Source organism: Streptomyces sp. CNZ287 (genome assembly GCF_007827615.1).
Genome location: NZ_VISV01000001.1, coordinates 183070 through 195953, shown reverse-complemented (window position 1 = coordinate 195953; position 12884 = coordinate 183070). Strand labels below are relative to the sequence as shown.

Here is a 12884-nt window from a genome sequence, read left to right as displayed (position 1 = left end):
CCGCGGGGGCGCGGGGGGAGCGGCACCGATGCGGCCCGGCCGGCCGCGGCGCACCCCCCGTGCGCGCGCAAGCCGCGGGCCCGGGGCGTACGTCGTGACGTACGCCCCGGGCCCGAAAAGGGTGCTGCTACTCCGCCGCCGGCGTGCCCGCGTTGCCGCTGCGGGTGCGGCGACGGCGGCGGCGCGGCTTGCGGGGCGCGGCGTCCGCCGCGTCCGCACCCGCGCTCACCGTCTGCTCCGGCGCGGTCTCCTGCTGCCCGGCGGCGCCCTCGGCGGCCTCCGCCGCCACCGGGCGGCCGCTGCGCGTGCGGCGGCGCTGCCGCTGCGTGCGGGTCCGCTTCGGGCGCTCCTCGGTGGCCGACCGGCGCGAGCCCGCGCCGCGGCGGCCGCCGCCCGTCTCGCCCAGGTCCTCCAGTTCCTCGGCGCCGAGTCCCGCGCGGGTGCGCTCGGCGCGCGGCAGCACGCCCTTCGTCCCCTCCGGGATGCGCAGCGCTTCGAAGAAGTGCGGGGAGGTGGAGTACGTCTCCTCGGGGTTCTCCAGATCCAGCTCCAGCGCCTTGTTGATCAGGTGCCAGCGCGTGATCTCGTCCCAGTCGACGAACGTGACCGCCGTGCCGGACGCGCCTGCGCGGGCGGTGCGGCCGATGCGGTGCAGGTACGTTTTCTCGTCCTCCGGCGTCTGGTAGTTGATCACGTGCGTGATGCCGGCGACGTCGATGCCGCGCGCCGCCACGTCCGTGCAGACCAGCACGTCGACCTTGCCGTTGCGGAACGCCCGCAGCGCCTGCTCGCGCGCGCCCTGGCCCAGGTCCCCGTGGACCGAGCCGGCGGCGAACCCGCGCCGGGTCAACTGCTCCGCGACGTCCGCGCAGGTGCGCTTCGTACGGCAGAAGATCATGGTCAGCCCGCGGCCCTCGGCCTGCAGGATGCGCGCCAGCATCTCCGGCTTGTCCATCGAGTGCGCCCGGAACGCGTGCTGCTCGACGGCGGCGACGGTCGCGCCCTCGTCGTCGGGCGCGGTGGCGCGGATGTGGGTGGGCTGCGTCATGTAGCGCCGGGCGAGGCCGATGACCTGCCCCGGCATGGTGGCCGAGAACAGCATCGTCTGCCGCTTGGCGGGCAGCTGCTGGATGATCTTCTCGACGTCCGGCAGGAAGCCGAGGTCCAGCATCTCGTCGGCCTCGTCGAGCACCAGCACCTTGATCTTCGACAGGTCCAGCTTGCGCTGGCCCGCGAGGTCGAGGAGGCGGCCGGGGGTGCCGACGACGACGTCGACGCCCTTCTTCAGCGCCTCGAGCTGGGGCTCGTACGCCCGGCCGCCGTAGATCGACAGCGCGCGGACGTTACGGACCTTGCCGGCGGTGAGCAGGTCGTTGGTGACCTGGACGCACAGCTCGCGGGTGGGGACGACGACGAGCGCCTGCGGGGCGTCCGTCAGGGCGCCGGTGTCGGCGCGACCGTTCTCGACGTCGGCGGGGACGACGACCTTCTCCAGCAGGGGAAGGCCGAAGCCGAGCGTCTTACCGGTACCGGTCTTGGCCTGGCCGATCACGTCGGTGCCGGCGAGGGCCACGGGAAGGGTCATCTCCTGGATGGGGAAAGGAGTGGTGATTCCCACGGCCTCCAGGGCCTCAGCAGTCTCGGGGAGGATCCCCAGGTCTCGAAACGTGGACAGGATGCTTGCCTCTTCTGTCGGTCGCGGCGAGCGGCGGGGGACGGGGGTCGTACCGCGCGGGCGGCGCGGGACCACTTCTACCGTCACTCGCGCGCTCAAGCCGCGAGAATTCCCTCCGGCGGTGTGCGTACGGCGGGACAGGCCGCACGGGCCCCGCTGAGAGCGGTCGGGGTCGGAGCCGATCGGGCCACCGACCGGGCATCCTTCAGTACATGCTTCCCACGCGCCTCCGGGCTCACGCCCGCGGCATGGGGAACCCGCCGTGACCGGCGAGTGCTATACCACTCTACCTAAAATCGTGCAGCCGTGTTGTGCGATGTCTCATAGTCCACGGGCTGACCAGCCTCTTCCCAGGCCCCCGCGGGCCGCTATATTCCGCTCCTATGGAGACTCCCCCTGCCGACGAGGCCGCCCCCCAGGACACCGGCGACACCGGCGGAACCGGCGACACCGCCGCCGCACCCGCCGCCTCCGGCGTAGCCGCCGAGGACTGGGCGCAGGCCGCCGCCGACCCGCAGTACCGGGCCGCGGTCGTCGACCTGCTCGGCGCCCTCGCCTACGGCGAGCTGGCCGCCTTCGAGCGGCTGGCGGAGGACGCGAAGCTGGCGCCCGGCGTGGAGGACAAGGCGGAGCTGGCGGCGATGGCCGCCGCCGAGTTCCACCACTTCGAGCGGCTGCGGGACCGGCTGGCCGGGATCGACGAGGATCCGGCGCGGGCGATGGAGCCGTTCGCCGCCGCGCTGAACGAGTTCCACCGCCAGACGGCGCCGTCCGACTGGCTGGAGGGGCTGGTCAAGGCGTACGTCGGCGACTCGATCGCCAGCGACTTCTACCGCGAGGTCGCGGTCCGGCTGGACTCCGACACCCGCGGCCTGGTGCTGAGCGTGCTGGACGACACCGGGCACGCGACGTTCGCCGTCGGGAAGGTCCGTAGCGCCATCGAGGCCGACCCCCGGGTGGGCGGCCGGCTGGCGCTGTGGGCGCGGCGGCTGATGGGCGAGGCGCTGAGCCAGGCGCAGCGGGTGGTGGCGGAGCGGGACGCGCTGTCGATGATGCTCGTGGGCGGGGTCGCCGACGGGTTCGACCTGGCGGAGGTGGGGCGGATGTTCTCGCGTATCACCGAGGCGCACACCAAGCGGATGGCGGCGCTGGGGCTGTCCGCATAGCGCGGCGCCCGGGCGGTCCGCCCGGGCGCGCGTGGGTCTTCCTTGTTCCGGGGTTGGGTACGGGTACGGGCCGCTCAGCGCACCGGGCGGCCCGCCAGGTACGCCGCCGCGGGGCGGCTCCGCTCCCGGTTCTTGACCAGCAGCGACAGCATCGCCGCCGAGAAGGCACCGGCGACCGGCAGGACGATGGGCAGGTTCCCCGCGCCCAGCACCGTGTGGGCCAGGGCGGCGCCGAGCACGGCGGCGCCGGGGCCCGTGGCCAGCGTCAGGTTCCGGTGCCGGAACCGATCCGGATAGCGGGAGAGTGCGGCCAGCGCAATCGCCAGGCCGATGACTGCGGAGAGTACGGCTGCCAGGATCATCATCTCGCGCCCGCCCTTCGTTGGGCCCCACTCTGCTGGGGTGAACCGGACGCTCCGGATCTACCCGCATGGATCCGCGGGCAAACGACGGCCCCCCGGTGCCGGACACCGGGGGGCGGACGAGCTGCGCGAGGGGGGATCCGCCCTCAGAGGGCGCCGAAGCCCACCTTGCGCGCGGTGGGCGCACCGATCTCCACGTAGGCGATGCGGCCCGACGGCACGAGGATCTTCCGGCCGCGGTCGTCGACCAGGGTCAGCACCTCCGACTTGCCGCCGAGCGCGTCCGCCACCGCGCTCTCGATCTCTTCGGCGGACTGCCCGCTCTCCAGGCTGATCTCTCGGGGGGCGTGCTGCACGCCGATCTTGACCTCCACGGCCTGATCCCTTTCGGTCAGTTGGATGTACGAGTGCACACTAACCCGGCGTGCGCACCCCGCGGGACCGATGCCTGCACGCCCGCAGCGAACACCGCTGCGGGACGTGTCCGCGGGCCGCCTCTACGCCTGTTCCGGGCCCCCGTGCATCGGGAAGCCGGCGATGCCCCGCCAGGAGAGCGAGGCGATCAGGCGGGCGGCGTCGTCGCGCGGGATGGACCGGCCGGCGCCCAGCCAGTAGCGCGCGGTGATCTGCGCCATGCCGCAGAGCCCCACCGCGAGCAGCATCGCCTGCTCGACCGGCAGGTCGGTGTCCTCGGCGATGACCTCGCTGACGGCCTGCGCGCAGTCCAGGCTCACCCGGTCGACGCGCTCGCGCACCGCGGGCTCGTTCGTCAGGTCGGACTCGAAGACCAGCCGGAAGGCGCCGCCCTCGTCCTCGACGAAGGCGTAGTACGCGTCCATCGTGGCGGCGACGCGCTGCTTGTTGTCCGACGTGGACGCGAGCGCCGCGCGCACCGCCTGGAGCAGCGCGTCGCAGTGCTGGTCGAGCAGGGCGAGGTACAGCTCCAGCTTGCCGGGGAAGTGCTGGTAGAGCACTGGCTTGCTGACGCCGGCGCGGTCCGCGATGTCGTCCATGGCGGCGGAGTGGTACCCCTGGGCGACGAAGACCTCCTGGGCCGCACCGAGGAGCTGGTTGCGGCGCGCGCGGCGGGGAAGCCTCGTACTGCGTGGACGCGTCTCGGCCTGCTCCATGGCTGTCACTGCGCCTCCTGGTTCCTGAGATGATCGCCCCCGGGACGCCGGGCCTGTCCGGCGGGCCGACCGCAGGTGCCATCGTACGTGCGGGTAATCGTCCGGCGCTCCGTCGCTGCGCGAAATTTCATCGCCGCTGACCCGGGGCGAACCAGGGCAATACCGAGCACGTCACCGGTATTCGTCCTCGTCCTGTTCGACGACGCGCGCCTGCTCTGCGGCGTCCGCGGGATTGGCCTCGTCGCCGCCGCGCTCGCCCGGTGTGACGTCCTCGTCGCGCTGGTCCACCTCGGCGCGCTGCTCCGCGGCGTCCGCCTCCGGGGTCTCGGCGTCCCGCTCCGCGGGCTCGTCCGCCCTCCCGCGTCGCCCCGTACGGCGGGCGGGCTCGTCGAAGGTGTCCGAATCCTGCGGGTCGACCGCCATGGCGTCGTCTCCTTTCCGCGTCGTTCGTCACCCGGACTTCGGGCACGGTTACGGGTGATGTCCGCTATACGTCCTCCACACGAGCGTAAGAGAGGGCGCTTTCGGCCGCGAGGCGGCTTGTGAGCGCGAACACATGAACCACTGCGTGACTGTCTCGTAACATTGCCCCCATGCCGTCGACAGAGCGCTCTCTGGCGGGCGACGAAGTATCCCCGGCGAACGGCTCGCCCGGGACCGTACCGCCCTCTCCTCCCGAAGGCCGGGACGGCGTCGAGCGACGGCGGGTGACGCTCCCCGGGCTCACCCTCGCCGTCCGCGGCCACCCGTCGGCGCGCCCGGGACTGCCGCCCGCGGTGTACGTGCACGGGCTCGGCGGCTCCGCGCTGAACTGGGCCGGCCTCGGCCCCCTGCTCGCCGCCCGCGTCGACGGCGACGCCGTCGACCTCCCCGGCTTCGGCGACTCCCCGCCCCCCGACGACGGCGACTACTCCCTCTCCGGCCACGCCCGCGCCGTCATCCGCTACCTCGACGCGGCCGACCGCGGCCCCGTACACCTCTTCGGCAACTCGCTGGGCGGCACCATCGTCACCCGCGTCGCGGCCCTCCGCCCCGACCTGGTGCGCACCCTCACCCTCGTCTCCCCCGCGCTGCCCGAACTGCCCCCGCAGCGCACCGCGATGCCCACCGCGCTGCTCGCCGTGCCCGGGGTCACCGCGCTCTTCGCCCGGCTGACCCGGGACTGGACCGCGGAGCGGCGCACCCGCGCGGTGCTGGGCCTCTGCTACGGCGATCCGGGCCGGGTCAGCCCGGAGGGCTTCGCGGAGCACGCGCGCGAGTACGCCAGGCGCATGCGGCTGCCGTACCACTGGGACGCGCTGGAGCGGTCGGCGCGCGGGGTCGTCGGCGCGTACACCCTGGGCGGGCAGCATTCGCTCTGGCGGCTGGCCGAGCGGGTGCTGGCCCCTACGCTGCTCATCTACGGCGGGCGCGACCAACTCGTATCGTTCAGGATGGCGCGGCGGGCGAAGGCCGCGTTCCGCAACTCGCGGTTGCTTGCCCTGCCTGCGGCCGGGCACGTGGCCATGATGGAGTACCCGGAAGTGGTGGCCAGGGCGTTCACCGAGATGCTGGACGAGTACGAGACAGGGATCGCAGACGCGAGCCCCGGCGGGAGCTGACACACACGGTGGGCAGGCACAGCGCGTCCGGCAAGGGCAAGAAGGCGCGGGACGGCGGCGGGACCCGGTCGGGGTCCGGGCCGGCGCCCGGGCCGGGGCCGCGGCCGCCGCTGCCGCGGCGGGGCGACACGGGGCCGATCCCGCGGATCAGCGACACGGGCCCGATCCCGCGGGTGGCGGAGACGGGTCCGGTGCGGCGGGTCTCCGACACGGGTCCGGTGCCGCGGGTGCCGCGCGTGCCGGGGGACGGGCGCACGGTCTCGGGTACGGGCGCGATGCCGCGGTTCGGCGACACGGGCCCGGTGCCGCGGGTCTCCGGTACGGGGCCGATGCCGCGGGCCGGCGGGACCGGGCCGATGCCGCGGGTCTCCGATACGGGTCCCATCCCGCGGGCCGGCGGGACCGGGCCGATTCCCCGCGTCTCGGACACCGGGCCGACGCCGCGCGTGGGCGACACCGGGCCGACGCCGCGCGTCGCCGGACCCGGGGGGCCGCCGCCCGTGCACGGGATGCCCCGCCCGTCCCGCGGTCCCCGCACGGTCCCCATGGACGACACCGGCGAGCGCCTCCCCGGCCACCCCGAGCACCGGGAGCCCGGCGGCGGGTGGGGCATGCCGCCGTACGAGCAGCCCGGGCGCGGGCTCGGCGCCGCCACCGTCGCCGCCACGCCCACGCCCGTACGGCAGGACTACCTCGACGCCTTCGACGGGCCGGGGCCCGGCCAGACCGCCGATCCCGCCGCGCGCCGCCGCCCCGGTGACGTGCCGGGCCCTTCCCCCGCCGCCGACGACCTCGGCCGGCTGCCCGGCGACGAGGAACCGCCCGACGACACCGCGGCCGCCCTGCACTCCACGGGCGGCGGCGGCCGCCGCCGCAAGCAGCGCCCCGCCAACCGCGGCCGGGTCGTGACCGGTGTCGCCGCCGCCGTCGTGACGTGCGCGCTCGCCGCCGCCATCGCCGGTCAGGTCTCCGACGGCCGTGCCAAGCGCGCCGACGCCGCCGCCTCCGACGAGCGCAAGCAGCGCGCCGGCGCCGACGACGACGCCGCCTCCCGCTCGGGCGACCGCGACGACCCGGCGGGCCCGGACGAGCCGGACGGCGCGGACGCCGGCGAGGACGCCCGGGCCGTGCCCGCCACGTACACCGAGAAGATGGCTGCCACGTACCCCCTCAGCCGCAACCTCACCGGCTCCGGCAAGCTCACCACCGTCCCCGGCCACGACAAGGCGCCCGGCCGCGGCGAGGTCGTCACCTACCGCGTGGACGTCGAGGACGGGCTGCCGCTGGACGGCGAGCTGTTCGCGGCCGCCGTGCACAAGACGCTCAACGACGAGCGCAGTTGGGGCGGCCGGGGCGACCGCACCTTCGAGCGGGTGGGCCGGGACCGGGAGTCCGTGTTCGTCATCACCCTGGCCAGCCCCGGGACCACCGACGAGTGGTGCGCCAAGTCGGGTCTCGACACCAGCGACGAGGACGTGTCCTGCGACTCCGCCGCCACCGAGCGCGTGATGATCAACGCCTTCCGGTGGGCGCAGGGTTCGAAGACCTACGGCGACGACATCCACGCCTACCGGCAGATGCTCATCAACCACGAGGTCGGCCACCGGCTCGGGAACGGGCACGTCGGCTGCGAGCGGGACGGCGCGCTGGCGCCGGTGATGATGCAGCAGACGAAGTACCTGTCGACGGACGGCGCCACCTGCAAGCCCAACCCCTGGCCGTTCCCGCGCGACTGACCCCCGGCGGGCGACGGGGCGGGCAAAACGCCCCACACCCCGAATAGTCACGGGTATTCACCCCTTCCGGTGGTGCGACGGACAACCGTCCATCGCGCTGCCCCCGCGTGCGTACCGTCCTCCCACCGGATGGAGCCACAGCAGTTTCGGGGGTGTTCTCGTTGCGCATCGGCCTTCTCGCGGAGGGCGGATTCCCGTTCGCCGCGGGCGAGTCGCCGGGGTGGTGCGACCGGCTCGTACGCGGGCTTGCGCACCATGAGTTCGACGTTTTCGCGTTTGCGGTCGATGCGGCGCAGGAGTCGTCGGGGCTCGTACCGCTGCCGCCCCAGGTGCGGGCGGTGCACGTCGCGCCGCTGTGGCGCCCGGCGCCGGGCGAGCGCCGCTACGGGCGCGCCGAGCGGCGCCGGTTCGCCGAGCACTTCGCGGAGTTGGCGGGCGCGCTGGCGGCCGGTGGCGCCGGGGAGTTTCCGGGGTGGGAACCCGGGCGGGAGTCCGGGCAGGACCGTTTCACTTCCGGTCTCTACGGGCTGGCGGAGCTGGCCAGGGACGCGGGCGGCCCGGGGCGGGCGCTGCGCGAGGAGGAGGCGGTCCGGATCCTGGAGCGGGCCTGCCGGGCGCCGGGCGTACCTCCGGTGGTGCGGGGGGCGCGCGTCGCGGAGCTGCTGGCGGTGGCGGCGCATCTGGACCGGGCGCTGCGGCCGTTGGGCGCCGGGTGGTACGGGGACGGCGGCGCCGGGCTGGCCGGTGCCGACCTGTGCCACGCGCTCTCCGCCGGCCCCGCGGCGCTGCCCGGCCTGCTGGCGCGCCGGTTCTTCGGCACGCCGCTGCTGGTGACGGAGTACGGGGTGCGGCTGCGGCGGCACTACCTGGAGAGCGGCTGGGGGGCGTACGCCGGCGGCACCGTGACCGTACGGGCGCTGGCGGCGGCCTTCCACCGCCGGCTGGCGGCCGAGGCGTACGACAAGGCGGCCCTCGTGACCCCGGGCAACGCGCACGCGCGGCGCTGGGCGCTGCGCCTGGGCGCGGCGGGGCACCGGCTGCGGACGGTGTACCCGGGCATGGACGCGGCGCGGTTCGCCGAGGTGGCCGACCTGCCGGCGGCCGGGGACGACCGGACCCTGGTCTGGGCCGGCCGGATAGAGCCGGCCGGTGACCTCATCGCGCTGCTGCACGCGTTCGCGGAGATCCGCAGGGAGGAGCCGGCCGCCCACCTCGTCGTGGCGGAGACGGGCCCCCCGGCCGCCGCCCACGCGGGCTACCGCGACCACTGCCGCGCGCTGGCCGCCCAGCTCTTCCCCGACGAGGCGGCCGACGCGCACGCGGTGGGCGCCAGCCCGGTGTCGTTCGAGCAGATCGGCGACCCGGCGCTGCCGGACCGGACGGCGGCGTACGCGGCGGGCGGGGTGTCGGTGCTCTCCAGCGTCGTGGCGGGCTTCCCCGTGGGCCTGGTCGAGGCGATGCTCTGCGGCCGGGCGACGGTGTCGACGGACGTCGGCGCGGTCCGCGAGGTCATCGGCGGCACGGGTCTCGTGGTCCCGCCCCGGAACCCGCGGGCGCTGGCGGACGCCTGCCTGTCGCTGCTCCGCGACCCGGCGCGCCGCGCGCGGCTGGGCGCGGCGGCGCGGGCGCGGGCGGTGGAGCTGTTCACGGCGGAGCAGAACGTGGACGCGTTCGGCTCCCTCTACCTGGAGCTGGCCTCCCACGGCCCGGCCCTTGCCCCGGCCCGCGCCACCCCGCACCCCTTCGCGCACCCGCCGGAGGCGTATCTGGCGGCCGCGCCGGTACCGGACGCCGGCCGGCCGGGTGCGGGCCCCGTGCTTGAGGGGGCCGACCGATGACGGACGGCCCGAGAGCGGCCCCGGAGCCGCCGACGCGGGCGCCGTCGCCGCCCACCCCGGCGGAAGACCTGGCGGAAGCCCTGGAGGAAGCTTTCGGCCCCCGCCCGGAGCCCCCCGCCGTAGCGTCCCTCCACCCCCCGCCCGCCGACGGCGAGGCGGATTCCCCCGGCACGGGGGCGGCGGAAGCCGCGGGGAGAGGGACTGCTGCGCCAGGCGCGCAGCCGGCCTCCTCCGGCGCGGCCTCGCGGCGCGCCGGAGGCGCCGCCGCCGCGGTCGCCGGGCACCCGGGCCCGCCCCGCACCGCTCAGCCGGCTCCCCCCTCCGCCCCGGCCGCGGCCGCCGCCCCGGCCGTCCGGCCGCGGCGCGGGTCCGCCGATCCCGTGCGGGGGCTCATGTACCGGCACCGGGAGTTGTGCCGGCGGGCCGTCGATCCGCTGGAGATCGCCGCCGGGCTTGAGGCGCACGGTGTCACCGACCGGACCGCCGTGCGGTGCCGGCACCGCGATGTGTTCTCCCTCGCCGAGGAGATGTACGTACGGACCCGGCGGCCCGGCGCCGAGCCCCCGCCGCCGGGCGCCCCCCTGCCCCGCACCCCCCTCGCCCCGCTCGCCCATCTCCTGCCGCTCGGCGGCGGGCTGCTCGTGCTCGGCGCCGCCGGGCTGCACGGCCGGGCGCAGGTGGCACTGACCGCCGCGGGCGTCGCCTGGGCCGTGGTCGCGCTGGTGCTCGGGTCGCAGCGGGGGCCGCTGAGGGTCGGGGCCGGGCTGCCGCCCGCGGCCGGCCTCGCCGTGGGGTGGCTGCTGGCGTACGCGGTCTACGGGGACTGGTTCCTCGGCGAACTGCTCGGCGGCGCCACCGGCGTCACCCGGGCGCCCGTCGTGCCGTACGCCACCGCCGCCGCCCTCGCCGCGCTCACCGCCGCCGTGCTGCCCGCCGCCGCCGTGGCCCGGTGGTTCTCCGCCCGTGCCCGCGGCCGCCTGCGGGAGAGCCGCGATCTGGCCGAGTTCCGTACCCGCACCCGCCCGCTGCTCGCCGCCGCCGTCGCCGCCGTGCTGGCCGTCCTCGCCGTGCTGCAGTTCGCCGCCGCGGCCGCGGGCCCCGCCCTCGGCGAGGCCACCCGCGGGCCCGCGGTCCCCGCCGCCGCCTGCGCCCTCGGCACGCTGCTCTTCCTCGCCCGGCTGCTCGCCGTGCACGGCTTCCCCCGGGCCGCCGCGTACGGCCTCGCCGCCGCCTGCGCCGCGCAGGTCACGGCGCTGCTGCTGGTCCTGGCCGCCCGGGTCCCCGGGCTTGCCGTGCTCGGCCGTCCGGTCGAGCTGCTGGTCGCAGGCTCCGCAGGTTTCCGTATGGCCGCCGTGCCTGCGGTCGCCTGCGGCGCCGCCGCGCTCGCGCTGCTGGCGTACGCCGGCCGCGCACTCACCCGAGCCTCCGCTCATCGCAAGGAGCACAACGAGATGACCGCACCACCACTGGCCACGCCCGGCTCGAACGACGGGGGTGCGCGATGAGGGTGTTGCTCATCGGCGGCACCGGCTTCGTCGGCCGGTACGTCGCCGACCGCCTGCTCGCCGACCCCGCCGTGCAGCTCACCGCGCTCGGCCGCGGTGACGACGCCGACGTGCGGTTCGACCTGTCGTCCGGCAGCCCCGGTGCGCTGACCCGGTTCCTCGACGCCGTGCACCCGGGCGTCGTCGTCAACTGCGCGGGCACCACCCGCGGCAGCGCCCGCGACCTGACCCGGCACAACACCGTCGCCGTCGCCACCCTCTGCGAGGCCATGCGGCGCAGCAGTTGCTCCGCGCGGCTGGTGCACGTGGGCTGCGCCTCGGAGTACGGGCCCTCGCCGGCCGGCTCGTCGACGGCCGAGGACGCCCTGCCGCGCCCCGGCGGCCCGTACGGCGTGAGCAAGCTGGCCGCGACCGAGCTGGTGCTCGGCTCGGGGCTCGACGCCATCGTGCTGCGGGTGTTCTCGCCCGCGGGCCCCGGCACCCCGGCGGGCTCCCCGCTGGGCCGGCTGGCGGAGGCGCTGCGGCGGGCGATGCAGCAGGGCGACGGCGAGCTGAAGCTCGGCGGGCTCGGCGCGCAGCGGGACTTCGTGGACGTACGGGACGTGGCGCGGGCGGTGCACGCCGCGTCGCTGTCGGCGGCGCAGGGCGTGGTGAACATCGGCGGCGGGCGCGCGGTGCGGCTGCGGGACGCGGCGGCGGCGCTGGCGCGGATCGCGGGGTACAGCGGCCAGTTGCACGAGTTCGACACGACGCTGACCGGCCGGATCCCGCAGCCCGCGGGCGCGGGACACGGCCCGGGGCACGGCATGGGCCACCCCCTGGGCCACGGCCACGGTCCCGGGCACGGTCCCGGCCACGGTACGAACGGCGGCCCCGGCGCGGAACCGGCGGGGGTCGCCGCGGCGTATCCGTATCCGGACGGGTGCGGCGCCTGGCAGCAGGCGGACATCAGGACGGCCCGGGACCGCCTCGGCTGGCGGCCCCGGATCGGCATCGAGGAGAGCCTTGCGGACATCTGGATGGAGGCGGCATGCCGCATCTGAGACCTGACGGGCCGGGCAGGCCGCCCGGCGCGGCCGCGGCGCTGCGGGACCTGCCGGGCGGGCCGCCCGTGCCCGAGGGCCGGCGGCAGCACCCGCCGCAGCCGGCCGAGACCCCGCTCCGCCTCGCCGTCCCGGGCTACGCGCACCCCCTCGTCGCCCCCGTCGAGTGGCGCGAGCTGACCCGGCCCGCCGCCGCGGGCGCCGTCCACTGGACGGTGCTCGACGTCGCCGGCGGGCCCGGTGCCCGCCCCGACCCGCACTGCCTGGAGGCCGCGGGCCGGCTGAAGTCGGCGCGGGTGCGCACCCTGGGGCGGCTCGATCTGCGCCACGGCCGCCGCCCCTCCGGCGAGTTGATCACCGAGGCGCACCGGTTCCTGGAGTGGTACCGCGTCGACGGCTTCTACCTCGGCCGCTGCCCCGCCGACCGCGACCTGCTGCCCGAGGTCCTGCGGGTGACGACGACGCTCGGCGCGCTCGCCCCGCGCGTCCATGTCGTCCTCGGCATCGGCACGCACCCGTACCCCGGCTACGCCGAGGCCGCCGACCAGCTCGTCACCTTCGCCGGCCGGTGGGCGGACTACCGCTGGTCGCAGGTCGCCGAGTGGACCGCGGAGCACCCCGCCGAGCGGTTCTGCCACCTGGTCCACGGCGTACCGCCGAGGCATCTGGACGAGGCGATGCGGGTCGCCCGCTGGCAGGGCGCGGCCTCGGTGTTCTTCACGGACCGGCCGGGCTGGGAGGCGCTGCCCGGCTACTGGGACGACCTCGTCTCGCGTCTCGGACAGGGTGTCTCGGAATGAGGAGGCGCGTGGCAGTGTTACGGGAAGA

General features: G+C 76.2%; 12 protein-coding genes. 7 read left to right on the top strand and 5 right to left on the bottom strand.

From position 1 onward, the window contains the following. Positions 1-127: 127 nt before the first annotated feature. Positions 128-1585 carry a DEAD/DEAH box helicase gene (locus FB457_RS00870; RefSeq protein WP_145780436.1) on the bottom strand — a complete coding sequence of 486 codons (1458 nt, stop codon included), beginning with the start codon at positions 1583-1585 and terminating at the stop codon, positions 128-130. A gap of 473 nt (positions 1586-2058) precedes the next feature. Here FB457_RS00870 and FB457_RS00860 point away from each other — a divergent pair, with 473 nt between their 5' ends. Beyond that, positions 2059-2841 (top strand): ferritin-like fold-containing protein, encoded by a 783-nt coding sequence (locus FB457_RS00860; protein WP_047017913.1) that lies wholly within the window; start codon positions 2059-2061, stop codon positions 2839-2841. A gap of 74 nt (positions 2842-2915) precedes the next feature. Here the strand turns inward: FB457_RS00860 and FB457_RS00855 are convergent, their stop codons facing one another. From FB457_RS00855 to FB457_RS00840, 4 genes are all read right to left on the bottom strand, one after another. Continuing rightward, entirely contained in the window at positions 2916-3206 is a 291-nt protein-coding gene (locus FB457_RS00855; protein WP_442802368.1) for a hypothetical protein, read from the bottom strand. Between the two features lie 143 nt (positions 3207-3349). After that, on the bottom strand, positions 3350-3577 hold the full coding sequence (locus FB457_RS00850; RefSeq protein WP_018834999.1) for a DUF3107 domain-containing protein: 228 nt from the start codon (positions 3575-3577) through the stop codon (positions 3350-3352). A 123-nt stretch (positions 3578-3700) separates the two neighbouring features. Then, positions 3701-4342 (bottom strand): TetR/AcrR family transcriptional regulator, encoded by a 642-nt coding sequence (locus FB457_RS00845; RefSeq protein ID WP_047017914.1) that lies wholly within the window; start codon positions 4340-4342, stop codon positions 3701-3703. Between the two features lie 162 nt (positions 4343-4504). Then, the gene (locus tag FB457_RS00840; protein WP_047017915.1) at positions 4505-4756 is read right to left on the bottom strand and encodes a hypothetical protein; all 252 of its coding nucleotides are present in this window, start codon (positions 4754-4756) and stop codon (positions 4505-4507) included. Positions 4757-4926: 170 nt separating this feature from the next. On the opposite strand from FB457_RS00840, the gene FB457_RS00835 reads away from it, so the two are divergent. The 6 genes from FB457_RS00835 (at position 4927) to FB457_RS00810 (ending at position 12856) form a co-directional block, all read left to right on the top strand. Beyond that, positions 4927-5934 (top strand): alpha/beta fold hydrolase, encoded by a 1008-nt coding sequence (locus tag FB457_RS00835; RefSeq protein WP_486588887.1) that lies wholly within the window; start codon positions 4927-4929, stop codon positions 5932-5934. Positions 5935-6263: 329 nt separating this feature from the next. Then, the gene (locus FB457_RS00830) at positions 6264-7670 is read left to right on the top strand and encodes a DUF3152 domain-containing protein (protein WP_145780839.1); all 1407 of its coding nucleotides are present in this window, start codon (positions 6264-6266) and stop codon (positions 7668-7670) included. A 152-nt stretch (positions 7671-7822) separates the two neighbouring features. Next, positions 7823-9508: a DUF3492 domain-containing protein gene (locus FB457_RS00825; protein WP_047017917.1), complete on the top strand. Its 1686-nt coding sequence runs from the start codon at positions 7823-7825 to the stop codon at positions 9506-9508. A 380-nt stretch (positions 9509-9888) separates the two neighbouring features. After that, the gene (locus FB457_RS00820; protein WP_253911410.1) at positions 9889-11013 is read left to right on the top strand and encodes a hypothetical protein; all 1125 of its coding nucleotides are present in this window, start codon (positions 9889-9891) and stop codon (positions 11011-11013) included. Beyond that, on the top strand, positions 11010-12056 hold the full coding sequence (locus FB457_RS00815) for an SDR family oxidoreductase (protein WP_047017919.1): 1047 nt from the start codon (positions 11010-11012) through the stop codon (positions 12054-12056). Before FB457_RS00820 ends, FB457_RS00815 begins: the two co-directional genes overlap by 4 nt. Then, positions 12044-12856, top strand: coding sequence for a spherulation-specific family 4 protein (locus FB457_RS00810; RefSeq protein ID WP_047017920.1), 813 nt, complete (start codon positions 12044-12046; stop codon positions 12854-12856). Before FB457_RS00815 ends, FB457_RS00810 begins: the two co-directional genes overlap by 13 nt. Positions 12857-12884: the final 28 nt, after the last annotated feature.

Coding starts and splice junctions, on each gene's coding strand:
- FB457_RS00870 (WP_145780436.1), bottom strand. CDS start 1,585: ATGACCCTTCCCGTGGCCCTCGCCGGCACCGACGTGATCGGCCAGGCC.
- FB457_RS00860 (WP_047017913.1), top strand. CDS start 2,059: ATGGAGACTCCCCCTGCCGACGAGGCCGCCCCCCAGGACACCGGCGAC.
- FB457_RS00855 (WP_442802368.1), bottom strand. CDS start 3,206: ATGATGATCCTGGCAGCCGTACTCTCCGCAGTCATCGGCCTGGCGATT.
- FB457_RS00840 (WP_047017915.1), bottom strand. CDS start 4,756: ATGGCGGTCGACCCGCAGGATTCGGACACCTTCGACGAGCCCGCCCGC.
- FB457_RS00835 (WP_486588887.1), top strand. CDS start 4,927: ATGCCGTCGACAGAGCGCTCTCTGGCGGGCGACGAAGTATCCCCGGCG.
- FB457_RS00830 (WP_145780839.1), top strand. CDS start 6,264: ATGCCGCGGGCCGGCGGGACCGGGCCGATGCCGCGGGTCTCCGATACG.
- FB457_RS00815 (WP_047017919.1), top strand. CDS start 11,010: ATGAGGGTGTTGCTCATCGGCGGCACCGGCTTCGTCGGCCGGTACGTC.
- FB457_RS00810 (WP_047017920.1), top strand. CDS start 12,044: ATGCCGCATCTGAGACCTGACGGGCCGGGCAGGCCGCCCGGCGCGGCC.